Below are 21159 nucleotides of genomic sequence, written 5' to 3'. Positions count from 1 at the left end.
CGGCCGAAGGGGCCTGAGTAACGGCCCATCCAAGGGCGTAACGCGTCATTGCGCGTGTGCGCCGTTGATGCGCCCGCCGGAATGGGCATGGAATGGGCAACAGGAGTACGCCGCGTACCTCTTCGAGGAGGAACCCCATGGCCGATTCCCCCACGCCCACGCCCACGCCCACGCAGGAACCGCACGTCGAAGTCACCCTCCTGCCTACCCTGCCCATCCTCGGTGCCTGCGGCTGCGGCTCGGGCTGCGGCTGCGGCTGCCAGTCGGGTGCGCCGTGCCGATGTGGTGGCTGCTGCGCCTGACCGTACGTAAACGGAAAAGGGCCCCGTCCGATCTTTCGGACGGGGCCCTTCCGTTTGCGGTGCTTACTTCTTCTTGCCCTGGTTCTTCACGGCCTCGATGGCGGCCTTCGCGGCCTCCGGGTCGAGGTACTTGCCGCCCGGGGTGACCGGGCGGAAGTCGGCGTCGAGCTCGTAGTAGAGCGGGATGCCGGTCGGGATGTTCAGGCCGGTGATGGCCTCGTCGGAGATGCCGTCGAGGTGCTTCACCAGGCCGCGCAGGGAGTTGCCGTGGGCGGCGACCAGGACGGTGCGGCCGGCCAGCAGGTCGGGGACGATGCCGTCGTACCAGTACGGCAGCATGCGCTCGACGACGTCCTTGAGGCACTCGGTGCGGGGGCGCAGCTCGCTCGGGATCGTCGCGTAGCGCGGGTCGTCGCTCTGCGAGAACTCCGTGCCGTCCTCGAGGACCGGCGGCGGGGTGTCGTACGAGCGGCGCCACAGCATGAACTGCTCCTCGCCGAACTCGGCGAGGGTCTGCGCCTTGTCCTTGCCCTGGAGCGCGCCGTAGTGCCGCTCGTTCAGGCGCCAGGAGCGATGGACGGGGATCCAGTGGCGGTCCGCGGCCTCCAGCGAGAGCTGGGCGGTGCGGATGGCGCGCTTCTGGAGCGAGGTGTGCAGTACGTCGGGCAGCAGGCCGGCGTCCTTGAGCAGCTCACCGCCGCGCACCGCCTCCTTCTCGCCCTTCTCGGTGAGGTTGACGTCCACCCATCCGGTGAACAGGTTCTTCGCGTTCCATTCGCTCTCGCCGTGGCGGAGGAGGATCAGCTTGTACGGTGCTTCGGCCATGCGGACGAGCCTAATCGACCTCTTGTGGGCGGTCGACGCTTGACGGTTGCCGTCAATTGACTGGCGGGCGAGAAGTGGCGGTGGGTAACTTGCGGATGCTTGCCACGCCACTTACAAACCGGGGGAACCGCCATGTCTGTCGCCAGTCTCAGACGGGCCGCACGAGAGAGCGTCTCGGGTCTGCCCCGCGAGTTCTGGTGGCTGTGGACTTCGTCCCTCATCAACCGGATCGGCGCGTTTGTCGCTACGTTCCTGGCGCTGTACCTGACCGTGGAGCGGGGGTATTCGGCTTCGTACGCCGGTCTCGTCGCGGCGCTCCACGGGCTCGGCGGGGTCGTCTCCTCGCTCGGCGCGGGCGTGATGACCGACCGGCTCGGGCGTCGGCCGACCCTGATGATCGCGCAGGTGTCGACCGCGCTCTCGGTGGCACTGCTCGGCTTCATGACCGATCCGATGGCGATCGCCGCGGTCGCCTTCCTGGTGGGTATGGCGAGCAATGCGTCACGGCCCGCCGTGCAGGCGATGATGGCGGACATTGTGAAGCCCGAGGACCGGGTGAGGGCGTTCTCGCTGAACTACTGGGCGATCAATCTCGGGTTCGCCATCTCCTCGGCCGCGGCGGGCTTCATCGCCGAGTACAGCTATCTCGCGGGCTTCCTGGGCGAGGCCGCGCTGACCCTGGCGTGTGCGGTGCTGGTCTTCGTCAAGGTGGCGGAAACGCGGCCCGTACGGGATACCTCGGCGGGGGCGAAGGCCGAGCCGGAGGTCGGGCTCGGGACGGTGCTGCGCGACCGGCGCTTCATGGGTGTCGTGGGTCTGTCGTTCCTGATCGCGCTGATCTTTATGCAGGCTCATGTGGGGCTGCCGGTGGCGATGGGCGAGGCGGGATTCTCGGCGGCGGACTTCGGCTTGGCGATCGCGGTCAATGGCGTGCTCATCGTGGTGCTGCAGATCCCCGTGACGCGTTTCATAGAGCATCGGGATCCGCGGAAGCTGCTGATCATCTCGGCCGTGGTGGCGGGGTACGGCTTCGGGCTCACCGCCTTCGCCGGGTCGATCGCGGTGTACGCGCTGACGGTGTGCGTATGGACGCTGGCCGAGATCGTGAACGCGCCGACCCAGACCGGGCTCGTCGTGCGGCTTTCGCCGGTGCACGGACGCGGCCGCTACCAGGGGATGTACACCCTGTCCTGGTCGGCGGCGGCGCTGGTCGCCCCGCTGATGTCGGGCTTCGTCATCGACCGCTTGGGGGCGGACTGGCTGTGGGGCGTGTGCGCGGTGCTGGGGACGGGGGCGGCGCTGGGGTACTGGCTACTGATGCGGAGCCTGCCGGAGGAGGAGTCGGAGGGGGAGGCCCTTGTTCCGTCCCCCTCCTCTCCCGTCGCCTCGAATCCCGTCGCCTCGAAGGAAGTCAGCGCATAAGGGCGCGCTGCGCCTCGTAAAGGTTCTGGGGGCGTACGGACACGGGGGTGCCGTACGCCTCCAGACGTGTGTGGAGGCCGCCGGTGAAGTCCGGTACGTCGGTCTGGTCGAACTCGCGGACCTCGCTGATGCCTACGGTCGCGCTGTACGGGGCGATCCGGTCGATTTTGACGAGCCCGGCGCGGGCGTTCGTGACGGTGACGTTCCAGTGGGTCAACTACCTGGCCCTGAAGGGCGGTGGTCAGTCGGTCGGGCGTTCCGTCAGGTGTGTGAACGCCGCCAGGTTTCTCGTCGACTCGCCGCGCGACACCCGCCACGCGTACTCCCTGCGGATCGCGCTCGCGAAGCCCAGTTCCAGCAGGGTGTTGAAGCTGCCGTCCGCGGCTTCCAGGACCGAGCCCAGCAGGCGGTCCAGTTCGTCCGGGGTTACGGCGGCGAGGGGCAGCTTGCCCGCGAGGTAGATGTCGCCGAGGCTGTCGATCGCGTAACTCACCCCGTAGAGGCGCAGGTTGCGTTCCAGCAGCCAGCGGTGGACGGCCGCGTCGTTCTCGTCCGGGTGGCGGATCACGAAGGCGTTGATCGACAGGGAATGGCGGCCCAGGCGCAGGGAGCATGTCGTGGACAGCTTGCGCGTGCCGGGGAGCTTTACGACGTACGAGCCGGGTTCCGGGCTCTCCCACTCCAGCTCCGCGTCCTTCAGCGCCTGCTCTAGCGTCTCGGTGATCTGCGTGATCGGCGGGAGTGCGTCAGCCATGGTGCGAGCGTACGCGACGGCGATGTTCGTGCATCGCGGCCGTGTACACGTCGGCCGTGCCGGACGCGGCCGTGTCCCAGCCGAAGGACTGCGCGTGGCGGGCGGCCGCCGCGCCCATGCGGTTCACCAGGCCGGGGTCGTCGATGAAGCGGCGCAGGGCCCGTGCGTACCCGGCCGGGTCGTGGCCCTCGACCAGGAAGCCCGTCGAGCCGTCCCGTACGGCGACCGGAAGGCCGCCCACCGCCGCCGCGACCACCGGCGTACCGGAGGCTTCCGCCTCTATCGCGACGAGGCCGAAGGATTCGCTGTACGAGGGCATGACCAGCACCGACGCCGCGCGGAACCAGTCCGCGAGGCGGTCCTGGCCCACCGGCGGGCGGAAGCGGACGACGTCGGCGATGCCGAGGCGTGCGGCGAGTTTCTGGAGGCCCTCGGGCTTGGCGAGGCCGCTGCCGCTGGGGCCTCCCACCACCGGTACGACGATCCTGGAGCGCAGCGACGGGTCCTCGTCGAGGAGCAGCGCGACCGCGCGCAGCAGGATGTCGGGAGCTTTCAGCGGCTGGATGCGGCCCGCGAAGAGCGGAATCAGTGCGTCCTGCGGCAGCCCGAGGCGCTCGCGGGCCGCTGCCCGGCCGTCGGCCGGACGGAAGCGTTCCAGATTGACTCCCGGGTGTACGACGGCGACTCCGCCCGGGTCGGCCTCGTAGTGGCGGACCAGCTCGTCGGCCTCCTCGTCCGTATTGGCGATGAGCCGGTCGGCCGCCCGTACGATCTGCGTCTCGCCGATGACCCGTGCGGCGGGCTCGGGGGTGTCACCGTCCGCGAGGGCGGCGTTCTTGACCTTGGCCATGGTGTGCATGGCGTGGACGAGGGGAACGCCCCACCGTTCGGCGGCGAGCCAGCCGACGTGGCCGGAGAGCCAGTAGTGGGAATGGACGAGGTCGTAGTAGCCGGGGCGCTGGCCGGCCCACGCCTGCATCACGCCGTGCGTGAAGGCGCAGAGCTGGGCGGGCAGCTCCTCCTTGGCGAGGCCTTCGTAGGGGCCAGCGTCGATGTGGCGGACCAGGACGCCGGGCGCGAGCTCGACGCTCGGCGGCAGGCCGCCCGTCGTCGCCCGGGTGAAGATCTCGACCTCGATATTGATGGCGGCGAGGCGCTTGGCGAGCTCGACGATGTAGACGTTCATGCCGCCCGCGTCGCCCGTCCCCGGCTGGTGCAGCGGGGAGGTGTGGACGCTGAGCATGGCGACCCGGCGCGGTTTGCGGTGGTGGCCGCCGGGGAGCCGGAGTCGGGGCGGGGTCGCCAGTGTGCCGGCGAGTCGGGAGACGTACTGGCTCACGTCGGCGGTCCTCCTCGCACTCGGGGCATGGCACGGAGGCGACGCAGGTTCCCGCGCGTGGTTCCCCTCCGATCAGGCCAAACAGCGGAATGCCCCCTTCCCATTTCCGCTTTGCCAAATCATTACTTCAGCTGGCTCAACCTTTACGCGGCAGGAGGCGGCAATACGCGGCAGGGCACGGCCTCACGGACGCTTACCCTCGCTTCATGGCCTCCCGCACTCCCGCGTCGCGCCCCGTCGGCGCCGTAACCCGCGGGACGACCAACCCCAACCGTCTGCGCCGCATGGACCGCTGGATAGCCGCCGTCCACGGGCCCGAGCTGCGCCGCCACGCCGCGGCGCCGGTCGCAGTCGACCTCGGGTACGGGGCCGCACCCTGGACCGCCGTCGAGCTGCTCGGCCGCCTGCGCACCGCCGCGCCCGCCACCGAGGTCGTGGGCATCGAGATCGAGCCGGCCCGGGTGGCCGCCGCGAGGCCGTACGAGCGCGACGGCCTCACCTTCCGGCACGGCGGCTTCGAGGTGCCCCTGCCCGACGGCCGCAGGCCCGCCCTGATCCGCGCGGCGAACGTCCTGCGGCAGTACGACGAGGGGGAGGTCGCCGCCGTCTGGGCGCGGCTGTGCGCGCGGCTGGCGCCCGGCGGCCTGCTGGTCGAGGGGACGTGCGACGAGATCGGGCGGCGGCACGTGTGGGTCGCGCTCGACCAGGCGGGACCGCGCACGGTCACCTTCGCGACCCGGCTGGGGTCGCTGGACCGCCCGTCCGATCTGGCGGAGCGCCTGCCCAAGGCGCTGATCCACCGCAATGTGCCGGGCGAGCCGGTGCACGCCTTCCTCCGGGACTTCGACCGGGCGTGGGCGGCGGCAGCTCCGTACGCCTCACTGGGCGCCCGGCAGCGCTGGATCAAGGCCGTGCGTGACCTTTCGGCGGACTGGCCACTGGCGGACGGGGAGCGCCGGTGGCGGCAGGGCGAAGTCACGGTGAACTGGGCATCTCTCCAGCCCCGCACCGCCTGAAACCCGGATCGGATCACTCGAAAGGTCACCCGGAACGGGGAACGCGGACTGCTGCCTGTTCGTCAGAAACCTGTGGGCGGGGGCCTCTGTCGCTTTTACGGGCGGCGTGGCAGCATCACGGCATTGCCAGCCAAGTTACTGACGGTAAATCACATTCGGGATTCGGGATGTGGGATTTGGGACCCGGGGGGAGATCGTGAACCGACGTCGCAGCGCCGCTGCCGCAATCGCGCTGGTCTGCGCCTTGACCGTGCTGGCGGCACCTGGGCAGGCGTTCGCCGACCCGAAGCCGGTCAAGCCTCCGAGAAGCGAGAAGAGCCTCCAGGAGGTACGCGGCGAGATCGACGCCCTCTACCGCAAGGCGGGGGCCGCCACGGACGCGTACAACCTCGCCGAGGAGCGGGCCGACAAGCAGTCGGCCGAGATCGTGAAACTGGCCAAGGAGATCGTCAAGGGCCAGAAGCGGATCGACGGGCTGAAGAAGCGGGTGGGCGCCGAGGCGCGCGAGCAGTACCGCAACGGCGGCCTGCCGCCCGAGGCCCAGTTGATGCTCAGCGGCGACCCCAGCCACTTCCTGGACGGGGCGGGCCGGATCCGTGAGGGCCAGCAGGCGGCCAAGGGGCTCCTTGGCGAACTGGCCCGCACACAGGCCGACTTGCAGGCCTACACCAAGGACGCGACCTCCCATTGGGAGCAGCTGGAGGCCGGCCGCAAGAAGAAGGAAGCGGCGAAGAAGGAGATCAAGAAGCAGATCTCCGCCGCCGAGAAGATCGAAGCCACGCTGGAGAAGGAGGAGCGCGAGCGGCTCCTCAAGATGGAGCAGGACGCGGCGTACAAGGCGCAGACCGCCTGGCTCGACTCCGGCGCGCTCAAGGGCATCGGCGGCGAGGCTTCGGAAGCCGGGAAGACGGCCGTGGCATACGCGACGGCGCAGATCGGCAAGCCGTACGTGTGGGGAGCGGAGGGCCCGGGGTCCTTCGACTGCTCGGGCCTGACGTCGCAGGCGTGGCTGGCGGCCGGGCGCGGCATACCGCGTACGTCGCAGGAGCAGTGGAAGCGGCTGCCGCGCGTCGACGTGAAGGACATGCGCCCCGGTGACCTGATCGTGTACTTCGACGACGCGAGCCACATCGGGATGTATGTGGGCGACGGAGCGATGGTCCATGCCCCGCGTCCGGGCCGGGACGTGACGATCGCGGGGGCGGGCTCGATGCCGATCCTCGGCGTCGTACGGCCGGACAGGTGAATCGCGCCGGTGAAATCGGACAGGTGAAGCCGGGCGAATAAGCCGGTGCGCAAAAGGGAGAAACGGGAGTAACGGGGATCACGCGGGGCGTCCTGGACGGGCGCTCCGGGCGTGATGTTCGTCATGGGGCTGTTCCGCCCCAACCCCTCCGGATGCGTTGCGGGACGCGGCATATGACTGCGGCGGCTTTCAGATCGCCATTCCGTTGCGGCGCCCGGTAACGCTAAGGTCCCCGTTTGGCGGCGCGTCGATCGATGTGTCGCCGCGCCCTCGGGGGGAGGGAAGGAAACCGAACCGATGCCCGTACCCGTACCGCGGCAGCGACAGAGTCCGGCCGTGGAGAACGGTCAGGCCGTCCTGCCGAAGCAGCAAACCGGGAGCGCCCTGGACGGCAGAGAGGCCACGGCGCCCACCGCGCCCGCCCTGTCCGCCGTCTCTGCCGTGTCCGCGAACAAGCACGACCTCACCCTGCTGGTGATCGAGGACGACCCGGCAGGGACGTTCACCGTGCCCTCGCTGCTCGACGCCGCCGGGACCCGGGTACGTATCCGCACCGCCCGCAACCTCACCGAGGCCGAGCGGCTGCTCACGGACGACGTCCACTGCATCCTCCTGGACCTGTCCCTCCCGACCCCGTCCGGCGCCGACGAGGGCGACGAGCTGGCCACGCTGCGGCACGTACTGCGGCTCGCGCCGGGTCACGCCGTGCTGGCGCTGACCGCCGAGACCGACGCCGAGCGGGCCGCTGACGCGGTGCGCGTCGGCGCGCAGGACTACCTGTTCCGCGACGAGCTCGACGGGCGCCAGCTCAGCCGCGCCATCCGGTACGCGGTCGAGCGCAAGCGCGCCGACACCGCGCAGCACAAGCTGGCCGAGTCGCGGCTGCGCGCCCAGGAGAACGCCCGCCTGGAGCGCGGCCTGCTGCCGACCCCGCTGCTCGAAGGCTCCAACCTGCGCTTCGCCTCCCGCTACCGGCCGGGGCGCTCGCGCGCGCTGCTCGGCGGCGACTTCTACGACACGGTCCGTACGTCCGACGGCACGGTCCACGCGATGATCGGCGACGTCTGCGGCCACGGCCCGGACGAGGCCGCACTCGGCGTCGAACTGCGGATCGCCTGGCGGGCATTGACGTTCGCCGGCCTGTGCGGCGACGAGCTGCTCTCCACGCTGCAGCAGGTCCTTGAGCACGAGCGGGAGAACGACGAGATCTTCGCGACGCTCTGCACGATCGACATCGCGCCGGACGGACGGCGGGCCGGAATGTGCCTGGCCGGCCACCCGTCACCGCTGATAGCCCGCCACGGCCGGCCCGCGCAGCTGCTCCCGTACGACGACGGGGGCCCCGCGCTCGGTCTGCTTCCGCGTGCCCGCTGGTCGCGCCGCCAGGTCGAACTGGGCGGTTCCTGGAGCCTGATGATGTACACGGACGGCCTGATAGAGGGACGCGTCGGCCCGCCGGAGGCGAAGCAGCGGCTCGGTCAGGACGGAATGGTCGAAATGATCAACCGCCAGCTGGCGGCCGGTCTCGGCGGCGAGGCGCTCCTGGAGGCCGCGGTCAACGAGGCGCGGGACCTGAACGGCGGTGAGCTGACGGACGACGTGGCGCTCCTGCTGCTCGACCGCAGAGAGGACCTGAGGCCCTCCAGGGCCCGAGGCACTCGGGCCTGAGGTCCTCCAGGGCCCGAGGTCCTCAAAGGCCCGACGCGCTCCCGGCCCCGAGGTCCTCAAAAGCCCGAGGCACTCCCGGCCCCGAGGTGCTCAGCGCCCGAGGCCCTGGGCGCTCAGCGCCCGCCGTTGTACGGCCCGTAGGGGCCGTCGCTGCTGCTGCCGCCCCGGCGTCCGCCGCGGCCGCCGCCGCCCGAGATCTGCTTGATCGCCGGCCGTACGTCGACCATGAAGACGATCGTCGCGACCAGCCCCGCGATCTGCAGGAACAGCATCGGAACGAACAGGTTCACGGCCACCGTGACGCCCAGGATGACCAGCCAGAAGACCTTGGTCTGCTTGTCGGCGGCACGGTACGCATCCTCACGGGACGTCGCGGCGAAGAACAGCGCCACCACGGCGAGGACGAGCATGGCGAGGTAGAGCAACGACACCAGATTGCCGAATCCCGAGAGCAACATGCTGTGCACCGCCTAAAAAGTGGATGAGCGCCTCGCGGCCAAGGTACCTGGACAACGAGCCGGACACCCAGAAAGGTGCCCGGCCCGCGCCGCAGAGCTAACCCCGGCGCCGCAGAGCTGACCCCGGCAGAGCTGACCCCGCCTGCCTACTTGTCGGCGGGCGGCGTGGCCTTCTTCGCCGCCGGCTTGCGCGCGGGCGCCTTCTTGGCCGGGGCGGCCTTGGACTCGGCGGCCTCGGGCTCCTCGGCCTTGGCCTCCGACTCCGCCTTGGGCTCGGTGTCGGGCTCGACTGCGACCGCGATCTCGGTGAGCTCCTCGGCGGCCTCGCCGCGCCACGCCTTCACGCTCTGCTCGCCGTGCTCGGCGACCTTCTCGTACGTCTCACGCGCCTTGACCGCGTACTCGGCGGCCACGCCCACGCTCCGCAGCGCCAGGTGCTGGGCCTGCTCGCCCATCTTCTTCAGGTCGGTGTCCAGGGTGCCGAGCACCTCGCTGACCTTCGCCTGGACGGTGGCCTGCGCCTCCTTGGCCTGGCTGGCCACCTTCTCCTGTACGGCCTTGGGGTCGGTGTTGCGCACGGCTTCGATACGGGCCGGAGCCTCGGCGCGCAGCTGCCCGATCAGCGCGGGCACCTTCTTGGCCTGCTGGACGGCGAGGTCCGCGGTGCCGGCCGCGAAGTAGAGGGGAGTCGGGTCGGTGAGGGTCTTACGCAGGTCATCGGTGATGGCCATGACTGTGGTCCTCCCGGATCTCAGTTCTCGTTCGAGGGTGAGGGGGCATCACTACCGGCGGGATCCGTTCCGTTTTCCTTCCGGAACGAGTCGTAGATCTGCAGCAGCACCTGCTTCTGCCGCTCGTTTATCGAGGGGTCGGCGAGGATGACGGCACGCGTCTCCAGCTCCTCGCGCTCCCGCTCGTCAAGAATCCCGGCCTGGACGTACAGCGTCTCGGCGGAGATCCGCAGCGCCTTCGCAAGCTGCTGCAGGATGTCCGCACTCGGCTTGCGCAGGCCGCGTTCGATCTGACTCAGGTACGGATTGGACACCCCGGCGGCTTCGGCGAGCTGCCGCAGCGACAGCTGCGCACTGCGCCGCTGCTCGCGCAGGTACTCACCGAGATTGCCGACGTTGAGTGATGCCATACCTCGATGGTGCGCCATCGGTGCTAACTATTGCAAGCGAACGCTTGCAATAGTGTCCTACGCCACCGGATAGGCCGTATCCCGGCCCTCCTAGACGCCGGTCTGACCGTCGGCCAGCTCCCGCAGCATGTCGAGATGGCCGTTGTGCCGGGCCGTCTCCTCGATCAGGTGCAGGATGACCCAGCGCAGATTGACGTGCGTGCCGTTGCGCGACGGCGTCTTGGCCTTCGCATCGAGATCGGTCGCGGCGACCAGCTCTCGGTAACGGGCGCTCTGTGCCTCGTACTCCGCCAGAAGTTCCGCCAGCGGGATGTCGACGGCGATCCGCATCTCGCGGTCGGGGTCCTCGTCCGTCCACGGTCCCTGGTCCTCTTCCCCGAGGAACGCCACCTGGAACCAGTAGTACTCGACCCAGCGCAGGTGATTGATCAGCCCGCAGAGCGTCATCAGCGGCGACCCCGGCAGCGGCGCCTTGCGCGCGTCTTCGGCCGATACGCCGTCGCACTTCGCGCGAGCGGTGTCCCTGACGTAGTCGAGGAAGGTGGTCAACGAGGCCCGCTCGTCGAACGTCGTTGGCATGTCGGTTCGTGTCATTGAGCTGAATAGTCTTCGGCCCCAGGTCCCCTGTCGAGCCATTAACGGACCAACCGCCAAGCGAGCGGGGCCGGATGGGCCACCGGCCCGACCCCGCACCCGACGGACGACCTCAGCCCGCCATCTCCCCCGGCAGCGGAAGCCTGTGCAGGACGACCAGCCGGCTGACCGCCCGCGTCAGCACCACGTACAGCCGGTGCAACCCCCGCCCCTCGGCCCCCACGATCGCAGCCGGCTCCACCACCACGACATGGTCGTACTCCAGCCCCTTGACCATCGCCGCAGCCACCACAGACACCCGGGCCTCCTGAGCCAGTCCCGCCGCCCCCAACGCCTCCCGCAAAGCCCCCACCTCCCCCGCATCCGCGATCACCCCCACCGATCCCTCCTTCGCCAGCGCCGCCCGCACCGCATCCACCGTCGCCGCCACCACATCCGTCACCTCACGTACCGTCAGCTCCCCTCCCCCACGCAGCGACCGCCCGAGCGGTACGTCGACGTCCAGCGCCCCGAGCAGCCGGTTCGCCAGTGCCACGATCGCCTTCGGTACGCGGAACCCCGTGGTCAGCGGGACGACCGCGACCGTGTCCTTGCCCAGGTGCGCCAGGAGCTCCGGCCACGTACGGGCCGCCCACGGCGTCGTACCCTGCGCAAGATCGCCCAGCACCGTCACCGAGCCGAAGTCGACGCGGCGGGCGATCGCCCGGCACTGCATCGGGGAGAGGTCCTGCGCCTCGTCGATGACGATGTGGCCGTAGCTCTCGGGGCGTTCGATCAGGCCCGCGACCTCGTCGATCAACACCAGGTCCGCGGCCGACCACTTGGCGCTCTTCCAGGAGCGTGGCGGCCCGGCCCACCGGATCGCCCGCCGCTCAGCGTCCGTAAGAAGCGGGTCGCAGGGGTCCGCGAGCACCCCCGCCACCACCTCCTCCGCCCGCACCTTCGGCCACACCGAGTCCACGAACGCCCCGATCGCCCGAGCCCGCCCCATCCTCCTCAGCCACTCGTTCCCCGGCGGCCCCGCCCGTCGCTCGGCCTGCAGTTGAAGGGCGCGGACGGCACGCGTACGGACGCGTTCACGGCCGACGGCGTACGGCGGCGCCTCCGCCCGTACCTCCGCGACGATCCGCTCCAGCTCGCCGAGCGGAATCCGCCAGCGGTACGAGCCGTCCGGTACGGCAACGGATTCGACGGGCGCCGACACCCGCCCGTACAGCGCGCGCCGCAGCACGGCCGCCATCCGGGCATCGTGCTTGACGGCGGCGGCCGCCGGCTCGTCCTGCGCGCGGACGGGATGGCGGGCCAGCTCGTCGTCGACGGTCGACTGCCGGATGCCCGCCTCGCCAAGAGCCGGAAGCACTTCGGAGATGTACGAGAGGAAGGTCCGGTTGGGCCCGAGGATGAGCAGCCCACTGCGCTGCAGGCGCTGCGGATACGTATAGAGCAGGTACGCGGCACGGTGCAGCCCGACGGCGGTCTTCCCGGTGCCGGGTGCGCCCTGTACGCACACCGACGCGGCGAGCTCGGAGCGTACGAGATCGTCCTGTTCGGGCTGGATCGTGGCGGCGATGTCGCGCATCGGGCCGACGCGGGGCCGCTCGATCTCCCCGGCGAGGATGCCACCCGGTGCACCACCGGGGCCGCCATCCCGTACGCCACCGGGGCCGCCACCAGGAGCGCCCTCCACCAGCCACTCGTCCTCCAGCCCCGTCAGATCCTCCGACGCCCCCTTGCTCCACGGCGCCCAGCCGAACCGGCGTCGCACCACGACACCCTGCGGGTCGCGCACGCTCGCCTGGTAGAAGGCGCGGGACACAGGCGCCCGCCAGTCGATCACCAGCGGCGGATCCGCCGGGTGCTCGGCGATGCGGCGGCGGCCGATGTGGTGGCTCTGCCCGTCGGCCAGGTCGATACGTCCGAAGAAGAGCGGGCTCTCGGGCTCCTCCCGCAACTCCTTGGCATAGCTGCGCAGATGGAAGCCGAGGACTTCGGCGTCGGCGCCGGAGGCGGAGACGTCCTCGCCGGTGACGACCTGTTCACCGGCGTCCTCGGTCATCCGGGTCAGGGCGGCCCGGCAGGCGTCGTGGAAGGTCCGTTCCTGGCTGAGTGCATGGCTGAGTGCGTGGTCGGGTGACGTCATCCACCCAGAATAACGTTACCGAGTTACAAAATAGAGCGAGCCCTAAAATTGCTCCCCGAGCCCCTCCCGCAACTGCCCGAACGCCCGGTCCGCCACCTCCACCGCGCCCGGCAGCAACGCCTCCGCGCGCTCCCCCGCCTCGATCCGCCGCCAGTTCTCCTCGGCGAGGATCCGCTGTACGGCGACGATCTGCCCGGCGGCGAGCCGCGAAGCGAGTGCGTCGGGCCCGCCGAGGGCGGCGGCCAGTGCCTCCTCGGAACGGTTCACGTAGGCGAAGAGCCTCGCGACGAGGCTCGGAGTCCCGTACAGCAGCCGATGAAAGGCGAGCACCTCGGCGGCATCGCTCAGCCCGGTCACCGGATCGCGCGCTTCGAGCCGGGCCACGAAGTGCCGGTGCAGGGCGTCCAGCGGCGAAAGCCCCTCGGTCCGCCCGGCGAGCACCACCCGGGCCGGCTCGTCCTCGTGGTCGGCGAACCGGTGCAGCGCGAGGTCTTCCTTGGAGGGGAAGTAGCGGAAGAGGGTCGGCTTGGAGATGTCGGCCGCGGCGGCCACCTCCGCCACGGAGACGTTGTCGAAGCCCTTCTCCAGGAAGAGGGCGATCGCGGCGTCGGAGATCACCCGGTACATCTGCTGCTTCTTACGCTCCCGCAAACCCATGACCAGGAGCGTACGTGCTTGACCTCAATCGGACTTGAGGTCACAGACTCGGGCGCAGCACACAGGCACACACGCACCGAGTGAGTGGGGGAGAGCGTCATGCGCGCAATTCAGGTGACGGAATTCGGCGGTCCGGAGGTACTGGTGGCGGCCGAGCTGCCGGATCCGGTGGCCGGGCCGGGCGAGGCCGTCGTAGGGGTCTCGGTGGCCGACACCCTCTACGTCGAGACGCAGATCCGCGGCGGCTGGGGCGAGTACTTCGACGTCACCCCGCCCTACGTGCCGGGCGGCGCGGCCGCCGGTACCGTGCTGGCCGTCGGCGAGGGCGTGGACCCGGGGTGGGTCGGGCGCCGGGTCGTGGCGGGCCCCGGTGTCAGCGGGACGTACGCCGAGCGGGTCGTCGCCCCCGTCGACCGGCTGACGCCGGTCCCGGACGGCCTCGGCCTGCGCGAGGCCGCCGCACTCGCCCACGACGGCGTCACCGGCACCGGCATCCTCGACGCGATACGCATCCGGGCGGGCGAGCGGGTCCTGATCCTGGGCGCGTCGGGCGGCATGGGCACGCTGCTGGTGCAGATGGCACACGCGGCAGGGGCGCATGTCGTGGGGGCGGCGCGGGGCAAGCAGAAGCTGGACCTCGTACGGGAGCTGGGAGCCGACGCGGTCGTGGACTACTCCGAGCCGGGCTGGACGGAGCGGGCCCGCGAGGCCCTGGGCGGCTCCGGCCCGGATGTCCTCCTTGACGGTGTGGGCGGCGAACTCGGCCTCGCAGCCTTCGCGTTGACGGCCGACGGCGGCCGCGTATCGGCGCACGGCGCACCGAGCGGCGGCTTCGCGGCGATCGACGCGGGCGAGGCGGAGCGCCGCGGCATCACGCTGCGGGGCATCGCGGAGGTCCAGTTCACGGCGGAGACGATCACGCGACTGTCGGCGAGGGCGCTGGCAGAGGCGGCGGCGGGACGGCTTCGCCCGGTGATCGCCACGACATTCCCGCTGGAGGGGGCGGCGGATGCGCACAGGGCGATCGAGGCGCGGTCGGTGGCGGGCAAGGCGCTGCTCACGGTCGGCGAGGACACCTTGCGCAGGTAGCGCGAGGGGTCCAAGTGGCGCGGGGAGCCCAAGCACGCAAGGGGCCCAAGCCACGCAACGCACCCCAGCAGCGCGCCGCACCATTCAGCCCTCGTGCCGCAGCGGCGTGATCTGTTCGATGTCGTAGCGCACGCGCAGAGCGGCAATCGCCGCCTGGTCGACGCCCGAGTCACCGGCACTGTTCAGGATGTCGAGCAGTTCCTCGAAGTACTTCTCGTGGTCCGGGGGCGGCGACGCCTGGAAGAACATCCGGGCAGGGTCCGACGTCGGGTTGGCGAAGGCGTGCGGGCAGCCCGGCGGGACGAGGATGACCGTGCCCGCCGTGGCCCGTACGTACCGGCGCCCGGACGCGGACTCCCACTCCCGCCAGTTGTCGGGCGTCCGCACGCGCGGCTCGAAGGCGAGCACGTCGAGCTCGCCTTCGAGTACGTAGAACAACTCCTCGCTGCGGGCATGCGCGTGCGCCCCGACATCGAACCCGGGCGGGACGACGACCTCGAAGCTGGAGGCGCCGCGCGCGTGTTCCCCGGTCACCTTGAACGTCACCCGCTGCGCCGCAGCGGCCAGAGTGCGCCCCTCGCCCGGCGGCACGACCAGGCCCTCCGGAGGGCTGACGAGAGTCACCAGACGACCGGCAGGAGCGGCTTGTGCATGTGCAGATGGGCGACGAGGTCCAGGGGCGGTCCGTGGTCGGCCATGGTGTCCGCCAGTTCGTCGGCGATCCTGCGGGCCCGGAGCCGCAGGCTGTCCATGCGACGGGAGGTGAACGCCTTCGCCACGGTCCGGCGCAGCCGGGTGTGCTCGGGCGGGTCCGCGTACCCGACGGCTTCGTTCGCCGCGATCTGGTGCGGCGTCATACGGGTGACGTCCTTCCCGGCGACCGCGGTCCGGCTGAACCGCGGGTCGGAGGTGACGAGCCGGACGTCTTCGTAGCGGGTCACCAGCCAGGCGTGGCCGGTGCTGTACGGCAGCCGGATGCGGGAGACGGGCTCCTCGCGCAGCTGACGGGCGAGGAAGGGGTCGAATTCCAGCTCCGGTACGTCGTCCAGGTCCCAGGGGTGGACCGGGGGAGGTGTGGTGACGGTGGGGGAAAGCAACTCGGTCATCTCCGGTCCTGAGTTCACGGTCCTGAGTTCACGGTCCTGAGTTCACGGTCCTGAGTTCACGGCCTGGGTTCACGGTCCTGTGTTCAGACTGCGGGGCATTCCTCGTCCAGCACCGCGACCGCAGGCAGCCCGGCGGTCACCGGGGAGAGGAAGGTGCGTACGGGGGCAGGGGCCGTGTCCGTGACCCAGCTGCCGAGGGAGATCTCGGCCGTGATGCCCGGCCCGAAGCCCGCGATGAGACCCCGCGCGGAGTCGACGGCGGAGCCTTCGTCGAAGAATCTGCCGAAGGCGTCCAGCACCACGGCGCTCGCGATATTGCCGTACTCGGTCAGCGTCGCCCGGCTGAAGCGGAATGCCTCGGGGGGTACGTCGAGAAAGCGGCACAGGTCGTCCAGGATGCGCGGACCGCCGGCGTGCACGACGTAGAAATCGAGCTGTCCGGCGTCCCAGCCGTGCTGGGCGGCCAGTTCCTTGAGTGCCGGGGCCAGCGGCTCCATGGTGCCGGGGACCCGTTTGTCCAGCAGGAAGTGGAATCCGGTCTCGCGGACGCTGTACGCGATCCAGTCCTCGGTGTCGGGCACCAGATGGGAGCCGTTGCGCTCCAGCGACATGCCGGTGCCTCCGGTGCCGCGTAGGGCGACGGCCGCCACCGCATCACCGAACAGCCCGTTGGAGAGCAGCGATCCGATGCCGATGTCGGTGGGCTGGTAGCAGAGCGAGCAGAATTCGCACGAGACCACCAGCGCGTTGGCGCCCGGATAGGCGGTGCAGAAGTCGTGGGCCCGGTTGATCGCCGCCCCGCCCGCCGCGCAGCCGAGCTGGGCGATCGGCATCTGCCGGGTGTCGGAGCGGAACCCCATGGTGTTGATCATCCAGGCTGTCAGGGACGGCATCATGAAGCCGGTGCACGAGACGTAGACGATGAGGCCGATGTCGGCCGGCCGCAGTTCGGCGTGGTCCAGCGCGCGCCGGACGACCTCCGGCACCCGCGCCTTCGCCTCGGACTCGTATCGCAGGTTGCGTGCCCGGAGCCCTGGATGGCGCAGGGTCTCCTCGATCGGCTGGACAAGGTGGCGCTTCCGTACGCCGGTGTTTTCGATCAGCCTTAGTGCCAGGGCGAGTTGAGGATGATCGGCGTGCAACGTCCGGGCCAGGTCGAGCGTCTGCGCGACGGTGATGATGTGCTCGGGTACGGAAACAGCCGGTCTGCACAGCGTTGCCATCGGACCGCCCCTCAAGGTCATGCGATGCCCCGTACGGGCTACCGCTCGTCTGCGGCCGGGTAGGACCGTGAATTTCCCCATGAGCAGGCATATGTCAATCACATAAGATGAAGAGTGCACCCGAACGTGTCTCACATGCGGGCCCACCGGCCCCGCCACCTGCCCCGGCAGCGCGACTCCGGCTACCCTCCGGCCCGCTTCCGCTTCCGCACCAGCACCTCGACCCAGTCCAGCAGCCGGTCGAGCCCGAAGGAGAACTCGAAACCGGAGAGGCTGTTCAGGAGGCGGACGGCGCAAGTGTCGCCAGGGCAAGGCAAGGGTTGTTCGTCCTGGCGCCACGCAGGCCGAGGGAAGCCGTGGCCGCCTGCAAGGTCATCGAGTACGAGTCGACGGCCCGGCGCACATTGGGCGCGTCCAGGCTCGCCCCGGTCACCAGGCGGTCGAGGTCCACGTAGGCGGAGCGGACGATCTCGATCCAGCGGTACGTGCGCAAGTCCTGCTCCCAGCCGTCCACGTACGCGTCGCCGCGCGTCCCCAGCCTGCGTTCCCAGCGCTCGTACATCCGCCGCCGGATCTCAGGGCGGTGCGGGGTCAGGTGCAGATGGCGCACCAGGTCGTACAGCGGGTCGCCCACCATCGCCATCTCCCAGTCGATGAGGACGAGTTGGCCGGACCTGTCGCCTCGGACGAGGTTCCAGGGGTTGAGGTCGCCGTGCAGCAGCACCGGGGCGCGCGGGGTGACGGTGTGCCGCGCCAGGATCTGCTTCAGCCGCTGTGCGCCGGGCAGCCCGAGAACGCGGGCCAGTTGGAGGGATTCCTTGGGCAGGGCTCCGACCATCTCCACGAGACGGTCGCTCAGCCAGTGATAGAAGCCGTCCTTGCCCATGGTGGGGTCGAGGGCGGCGGCGTCCACGTCGACCAGGGCGCAGAGCTGGTCGACGAGATCGTCGGCTTCGTGCGGCAGCAGGCCGTTGACCGGGTGGTTCGGCGGCCGTGACCCGTCGGCGGGGCCTTCGTAGGAGTGGACGGCGAACCGGTCCGACAGTGCGCTGACGCCCGTCGCGTAGATCCTGGGCGCCCGCACCCTGCCGCGCAGCTCTTCCAGTGCCTTCAGCACCACATGCTCGTCGAGGAAGCACGGCTCCCTGCGACCGGCGGCGTTGAGTTTGCGGCGTACGACGACGGTGGCACTGGTGCTCTCGACCTGTACGACGGTATTGAGGTGCCCGGTGCCCTTGAACACCCGCCGGGCGGGGGCGGCGCCCTCCGCGGCGAGGGCCTCGGTCACCGCCCTCCAGGGGAAGGCGGGGTCTTCGGGGATGTGCTCGTCCGTCACCCAGGAGACGGCGGGCGAGGATGCGGGCAGGCAGGTGCCGGACCGGCCGACGCGGGCCGCGTGCCAGCGGTAGAGGAGTCTCTCGATCTCGGCTCTGCCGGGCACATCGGACAGCCTCAGCGGCTGCAGCGCGAGGCCGAGCGCCCGCTCCACGGCCTCCGCCGCCGTCTCCAGTCCCTCCGGCCGCTGCTCCCGCCCCAGGGATCTGGCCGCGCGCATCACGTCCGGATATACGGACTGCGCGTACTCGAAGTCCACGTAGTGGCGCAGGTCGGATTCCAGGCCGTTGGCGGCCGCCGGTCTGATCCGGAGCATGGCCCGGTACCAGGCGCGCTCGGCCTCCTGCCGCTGAGATTTATCCGGGTACCGCATCCGCACGAGGTGGGTGGCCAGATCGTGCAGCGGATCCCCGTACGTGGCCCGCCTCCAGTCGGCGCAGGTCACGGGCGGGTCCGCATGCGGGGAGACGATCACGTTGTCCCGGTGCAGGTCGGTGTGGAGCAGGCCGAACGGGCGGCCGACCATGGGCGGCACCCGCGCGGCGAACGCCGTCAGCGCGTCCTCCGGGATTCCCAGGGCCGCGAACAGCCCGCCGAATTCGGGCCGGTTCGGCCGGCATACGTGCTGTTCGGTGAGCAGGGCCAGCTTGCGGAGGAACGACCGGCCGTGTCCGTCGCGGGGCCACTCCGGGGGCAGCCTGGGCAGGTCCTCCCGGCGCAGTACGGCCAGTTGCGCGAGGAGTCCGGCCAGTGCCTGGATCAGCCACGAGTCGACGGGCTTGCCGTTCTCACTGATGCTGGAGAGCCGCACGCCTTCCGCATACCTATGCACAGGGTCCGGTGCGTGGGGCAGCACCTTTCTGACGGCGGCAAGGACCTGGGCTTCATCCTGCCAGGTCCTGATCACCACGGCCGCAGGGAGACTGCCCACGGGCCTCTCCTGGATACTCGCGCGGGGGGATCTATGACGATGCGCACAGAGTAACTGCGAAGTTCCTTGGTTACACCGTGACTTGGGGCACCTTAGGCCTAGCGGGTGACGCCTGCTCCGAACGGGGTACGGGTGACGGCTCAGGCCCGGCCCAGCGTCCGTACCAGGTGGAGTACCTGCCCCAGATCGTCGACGACCGTGTCCGCGCCCGCCTTGTGGAGGCGTTCCATGCGCGGCTGGTCCCGTCCGTAGCCGAGGAACCTCACGCCCGCCCGCCGGGCCGCGATCAGGTCCGAAGGCGTGTCGCCGATCATCAGGGAGGCGGCGGGGCGGGCGCCCAGCGCGGTCAGGGCGCGGTTGAGGCAGTCCGGGGCCGGTTTGAGCCGGTCCAGGTCTGTGGTGCGGCCGTAGATGTGGGGTCTGAAGCAGTCCGCGAGGCCGCGGCCGGTCAGGTACTGCTCGGCCACCAGCGGGGAATTGTTCGTCGTGATCGCGAGGCGGCTTCCGACAGCGCGCCAGGTGCGTATCAGCGGGTCGGCATAGGGCGTGGGGCGGGCGGTGGCGGCCGCCCGCAGCTCCTCGCGGGTGAGTTTCTCCTCCAGCGCCTCGACCAGGTCGCTGCCGGGATGCATCCGGGCCACGGCCTTCAGTACGTCCTGCGGGTCGTCCGAGGCCAGTTCCTCCTCCGTCAGCAGCACATGCCGGCCGCGCTTCTCCAGCCAGTCGACCAGGCTGTCCGCCACCTGGTGCGCCTGGTGGCCGGCGAACAGCCGGCAGATGGGGCCGTCGAAATCGAAGAGCACACACTCCGCACCCGTGATCAAATTCCGCACTTTTTCGATCACCGATGCCGCCTGTCCGGTTTGAGTCGCGTCAGAAGTCACTAAGAGAGTGTCAGGTCCGACGTGATGGTGTTCCAGAGTGCGTTGAACCAAGTCTGGGACTCCTCAACGAACTTGGCGTTGCGCGCACCCTCGTCCGAACCGAACGAGAACAGCAGCGATTTGAGGCCGAGCGTGTCGTACATCTCCGTCGTCACGTCCTCGATCTCCTCCTCCCGCTTCTGGATCATGTAGTAGCCGAACAGCGCCTCGGAGCCGTTGAGGAGGTAGAGCTTCACGGGCGGCGTGAACGGCAGCGCCCGGAACGTCACCCTGACGTCGATGCCGTGCGAGCGCCGCAGCGCCAGCAGGTTGTGGCGCAGCACCTGCCCCTGGGAGTTGCGCTGGGCGAGCCAGCGCTCGTGGACCGGGCCGTCGTCGGTCGGGTCCACCACCGGGGTGGGGAAGGCCAGCGCGATCTCCCGGCTAGGGAGCAGGATCCGGGCCTCCACGGTCTCCGGCCTTATGCGGCCCTCGTGGATCAGCCGCAGCGGCTCACCCAGCGCAATCGTCAGCGACTCCGAGGTCAGGCTGACCGCGTCGATGCGCACCTGGGGCTCCGCGAAGGCCGTGGTGATGCGCGGCCCCAGGCTGACCATCGTCGGCTGCGCCTGCTCCGGCGCCGCAGGTGCGCCGGGCGGTGCGTCCGCGATACGGGCCGGAGCGCCGCGTGTGACACCGGTGAGGAGGCCCTCCTCCTGGAGGACCCGCAGCGCCTTGCGGATCGTGCCGCGCTCGACGCCGAACTCGCCGGCCAGGCGGGTCTGCGTCGGCATGGGGTTCCCGGCCTTGAGGTCACCGCTGTGGATGCGCTCGCGCAGGGCGTCCGCCACTTCCACGTACGAGAGCTTTCTGCCGTTCACTGTCAGCTTCTCCTGGTTCACAACTCGACGCTACAACTACTCGCCATCTAGCGGGAGTTGTTTGCAAGTTGTTTATTGACCCCGGCCAAGTGGGCACAAACTTGGTGTAGTTGGTTGCCAACTCGACCCGACTTGGCGATGCCAGTACCAGCCCCTCGCAGCCCCGCCC

General features: G+C 70.1%; 20 protein-coding genes and 1 pseudogene. 5 read left to right on the top strand and 16 right to left on the bottom strand.

The features are described from left to right. Positions 1–365 precede the first annotated feature (365 nt). Complete coding sequence (locus tag J7I98_RS34830; RefSeq protein ID WP_214929056.1) at positions 366–1127, bottom strand: phosphoglyceromutase; 762 nt, start codon at positions 1125–1127, stop codon at positions 366–368. Between the two features lie 132 nt (positions 1128–1259). Here J7I98_RS34830 and J7I98_RS34825 point away from each other — a divergent pair, with 132 nt between their 5' ends. Beyond that, entirely contained in the window at positions 1260–2549 is a 1290-nt protein-coding gene (locus J7I98_RS34825; protein ID WP_214929055.1) for an MFS transporter, read from the top strand. On the opposite strand, the pseudogene J7I98_RS34820 reads toward J7I98_RS34825, so the two are convergent. From J7I98_RS34820 to mshA, 3 genes and pseudogenes are all read right to left on the bottom strand, one after another. Next, a pseudogene (locus tag J7I98_RS34820) lies at positions 2539–2763 on the bottom strand (hypothetical protein); the annotation flags it as partial. The gene J7I98_RS34825 and the pseudogene J7I98_RS34820 overlap by 11 nt on opposite strands. 27 nt (positions 2764–2790) lie before the next feature. Further along, a complete protein-coding gene (locus J7I98_RS34815; protein WP_214929054.1) occupies positions 2791–3303 on the bottom strand; it encodes a YbjN domain-containing protein in 513 nt (170 codons plus the stop codon). Continuing rightward, positions 3296–4642, bottom strand: a complete 1347-nt coding sequence (gene mshA / locus J7I98_RS34810) for a D-inositol-3-phosphate glycosyltransferase (RefSeq protein WP_214929053.1) — start codon at positions 4640–4642, stop codon at positions 3296–3298. The genes J7I98_RS34815 and mshA overlap by 8 nt, the downstream gene beginning before the upstream one ends. A gap of 206 nt (positions 4643–4848) precedes the next feature. Here mshA and J7I98_RS34805 point away from each other — a divergent pair, with 206 nt between their 5' ends. The 3 genes from J7I98_RS34805 to J7I98_RS34795 all read left to right on the top strand — a co-directional run bounded on the left by J7I98_RS34805 (position 4849) and on the right by J7I98_RS34795 (position 8572). Further along, positions 4849–5658 (top strand): class I SAM-dependent methyltransferase, encoded by an 810-nt coding sequence (locus J7I98_RS34805; RefSeq protein ID WP_214929052.1) that lies wholly within the window; start codon positions 4849–4851, stop codon positions 5656–5658. A gap of 196 nt (positions 5659–5854) precedes the next feature. After that, the gene (locus J7I98_RS34800) at positions 5855–6904 is read left to right on the top strand and encodes a C40 family peptidase (RefSeq protein WP_214929051.1); all 1050 of its coding nucleotides are present in this window, start codon (positions 5855–5857) and stop codon (positions 6902–6904) included. Positions 6905–7201: 297 nt separating this feature from the next. Continuing rightward, positions 7202–8572, top strand: a complete 1371-nt coding sequence (locus J7I98_RS34795; protein ID WP_214929050.1) for a PP2C family protein-serine/threonine phosphatase — start codon at positions 7202–7204, stop codon at positions 8570–8572. Positions 8573–8685: 113 nt separating this feature from the next. On the opposite strand, the gene J7I98_RS34790 is transcribed toward J7I98_RS34795, so the two are convergent. From J7I98_RS34790 to J7I98_RS34765, 6 genes are all read right to left on the bottom strand, one after another. After that, a complete protein-coding gene (locus J7I98_RS34790; RefSeq protein WP_214929049.1) occupies positions 8686–9030 on the bottom strand; it encodes a DUF2516 family protein in 345 nt (114 codons plus the stop codon). Positions 9031–9176: 146 nt separating this feature from the next. After that, complete coding sequence (locus tag J7I98_RS34785) at positions 9177–9761, bottom strand: hypothetical protein (RefSeq protein ID WP_214929048.1); 585 nt, start codon at positions 9759–9761, stop codon at positions 9177–9179. A gap of 20 nt (positions 9762–9781) precedes the next feature. Beyond that, positions 9782–10171, bottom strand: a complete 390-nt coding sequence (locus J7I98_RS34780; protein WP_214929047.1) for a helix-turn-helix domain-containing protein — start codon at positions 10169–10171, stop codon at positions 9782–9784. A gap of 90 nt (positions 10172–10261) precedes the next feature. Then, a complete protein-coding gene (locus J7I98_RS34775; protein WP_214929046.1) occupies positions 10262–10765 on the bottom strand; it encodes a DinB family protein in 504 nt (167 codons plus the stop codon). A gap of 112 nt (positions 10766–10877) precedes the next feature. Beyond that, entirely contained in the window at positions 10878–12905 is a 2028-nt protein-coding gene (locus J7I98_RS34770) for an AAA family ATPase (protein ID WP_214929045.1), read from the bottom strand. A 42-nt stretch (positions 12906–12947) separates the two neighbouring features. Continuing rightward, on the bottom strand, positions 12948–13562 hold the full coding sequence (locus J7I98_RS34765) for a TetR family transcriptional regulator (protein WP_214929044.1): 615 nt from the start codon (positions 13560–13562) through the stop codon (positions 12948–12950). A 99-nt stretch (positions 13563–13661) separates the two neighbouring features. Here J7I98_RS34765 and J7I98_RS34760 point away from each other — a divergent pair, with 99 nt between their 5' ends. Then, the gene (locus J7I98_RS34760; protein ID WP_214929043.1) at positions 13662–14651 is read left to right on the top strand and encodes a zinc-binding dehydrogenase; all 990 of its coding nucleotides are present in this window, start codon (positions 13662–13664) and stop codon (positions 14649–14651) included. Positions 14652–14735: 84 nt separating this feature from the next. Here the strand turns inward: J7I98_RS34760 and J7I98_RS34755 are convergent, their stop codons facing one another. The 6 genes from J7I98_RS34755 to J7I98_RS34730 all read right to left on the bottom strand — a co-directional run bounded on the left by J7I98_RS34755 (position 14736) and on the right by J7I98_RS34730 (position 21011). Continuing rightward, positions 14736–15275, bottom strand: a complete 540-nt coding sequence (locus J7I98_RS34755) for a cupin domain-containing protein (protein ID WP_374225203.1) — start codon at positions 15273–15275, stop codon at positions 14736–14738. Further along, entirely contained in the window at positions 15272–15757 is a 486-nt protein-coding gene (locus J7I98_RS34750; protein ID WP_214929042.1) for a cytochrome P450, read from the bottom strand. Before J7I98_RS34750 ends, J7I98_RS34755 begins: the two co-directional genes overlap by 4 nt. Positions 15758–15840: 83 nt before the next feature. Then, on the bottom strand, positions 15841–16980 hold the full coding sequence (locus tag J7I98_RS34745) for a type III polyketide synthase (RefSeq protein ID WP_214929041.1): 1140 nt from the start codon (positions 16978–16980) through the stop codon (positions 15841–15843). A 277-nt stretch (positions 16981–17257) separates the two neighbouring features. Beyond that, complete coding sequence (locus J7I98_RS34740; RefSeq protein ID WP_308378040.1) at positions 17258–19246, bottom strand: aminoglycoside phosphotransferase family protein; 1989 nt, start codon at positions 19244–19246, stop codon at positions 17258–17260. Positions 19247–19386: 140 nt separating this feature from the next. Next, a complete protein-coding gene (locus tag J7I98_RS34735) occupies positions 19387–20130 on the bottom strand; it encodes an HAD family phosphatase (RefSeq protein ID WP_308378039.1) in 744 nt (247 codons plus the stop codon). Next, the gene (locus tag J7I98_RS34730) at positions 20130–21011 is read right to left on the bottom strand and encodes a winged helix-turn-helix domain-containing protein (protein ID WP_308378038.1); all 882 of its coding nucleotides are present in this window, start codon (positions 21009–21011) and stop codon (positions 20130–20132) included. Before J7I98_RS34730 ends, J7I98_RS34735 begins: the two co-directional genes overlap by 1 nt. Positions 21012–21159: the final 148 nt, after the last annotated feature.

It is taken from the genome of Streptomyces sp. ISL-98 (assembly GCF_018614055.1).
GTDB classification, from domain to species: domain Bacteria; phylum Actinomycetota; class Actinomycetes; order Streptomycetales; family Streptomycetaceae; genus Streptomyces; species Streptomyces spiramyceticus.
This window is presented reverse-complemented; position numbering and strand designations above follow the sequence as displayed.

Bases quoted from the DNA above. Each gene is read 5' to 3' on its own strand.
- J7I98_RS34830 (WP_214929056.1), bottom strand. From the start codon at position 1,127: ATGGCCGAAGCACCGTACAAGCTGATCCTCCTCCGCCACGGCGAGAGC.
- J7I98_RS34825 (WP_214929055.1), top strand. From the start codon at position 1,260: ATGTCTGTCGCCAGTCTCAGACGGGCCGCACGAGAGAGCGTCTCGGGT.
- J7I98_RS34815 (WP_214929054.1), bottom strand. From the start codon at position 3,303: ATGGCTGACGCACTCCCGCCGATCACGCAGATCACCGAGACGCTAGAG.
- J7I98_RS34805 (WP_214929052.1), top strand. From the start codon at position 4,849: ATGGCCTCCCGCACTCCCGCGTCGCGCCCCGTCGGCGCCGTAACCCGC.
- J7I98_RS34795 (WP_214929050.1), top strand. From the start codon at position 7,202: ATGCCCGTACCCGTACCGCGGCAGCGACAGAGTCCGGCCGTGGAGAAC.
- J7I98_RS34790 (WP_214929049.1), bottom strand. From the start codon at position 9,030: ATGTTGCTCTCGGGATTCGGCAATCTGGTGTCGTTGCTCTACCTCGCC.
- J7I98_RS34785 (WP_214929048.1), bottom strand. From the start codon at position 9,761: ATGGCCATCACCGATGACCTGCGTAAGACCCTCACCGACCCGACTCCC.
- J7I98_RS34780 (WP_214929047.1), bottom strand. From the start codon at position 10,171: ATGGCATCACTCAACGTCGGCAATCTCGGTGAGTACCTGCGCGAGCAG.
- J7I98_RS34775 (WP_214929046.1), bottom strand. From the start codon at position 10,765: ATGACACGAACCGACATGCCAACGACGTTCGACGAGCGGGCCTCGTTG.
- J7I98_RS34770 (WP_214929045.1), bottom strand. From the start codon at position 12,905: ATGACGTCACCCGACCACGCACTCAGCCATGCACTCAGCCAGGAACGG.
- J7I98_RS34765 (WP_214929044.1), bottom strand. From the start codon at position 13,562: ATGGGTTTGCGGGAGCGTAAGAAGCAGCAGATGTACCGGGTGATCTCC.
- J7I98_RS34760 (WP_214929043.1), top strand. From the start codon at position 13,662: ATGCGCGCAATTCAGGTGACGGAATTCGGCGGTCCGGAGGTACTGGTG.
- J7I98_RS34750 (WP_214929042.1), bottom strand. From the start codon at position 15,757: ATGACCGAGTTGCTTTCCCCCACCGTCACCACACCTCCCCCGGTCCAC.
- J7I98_RS34745 (WP_214929041.1), bottom strand. From the start codon at position 16,980: ATGGCAACGCTGTGCAGACCGGCTGTTTCCGTACCCGAGCACATCATC.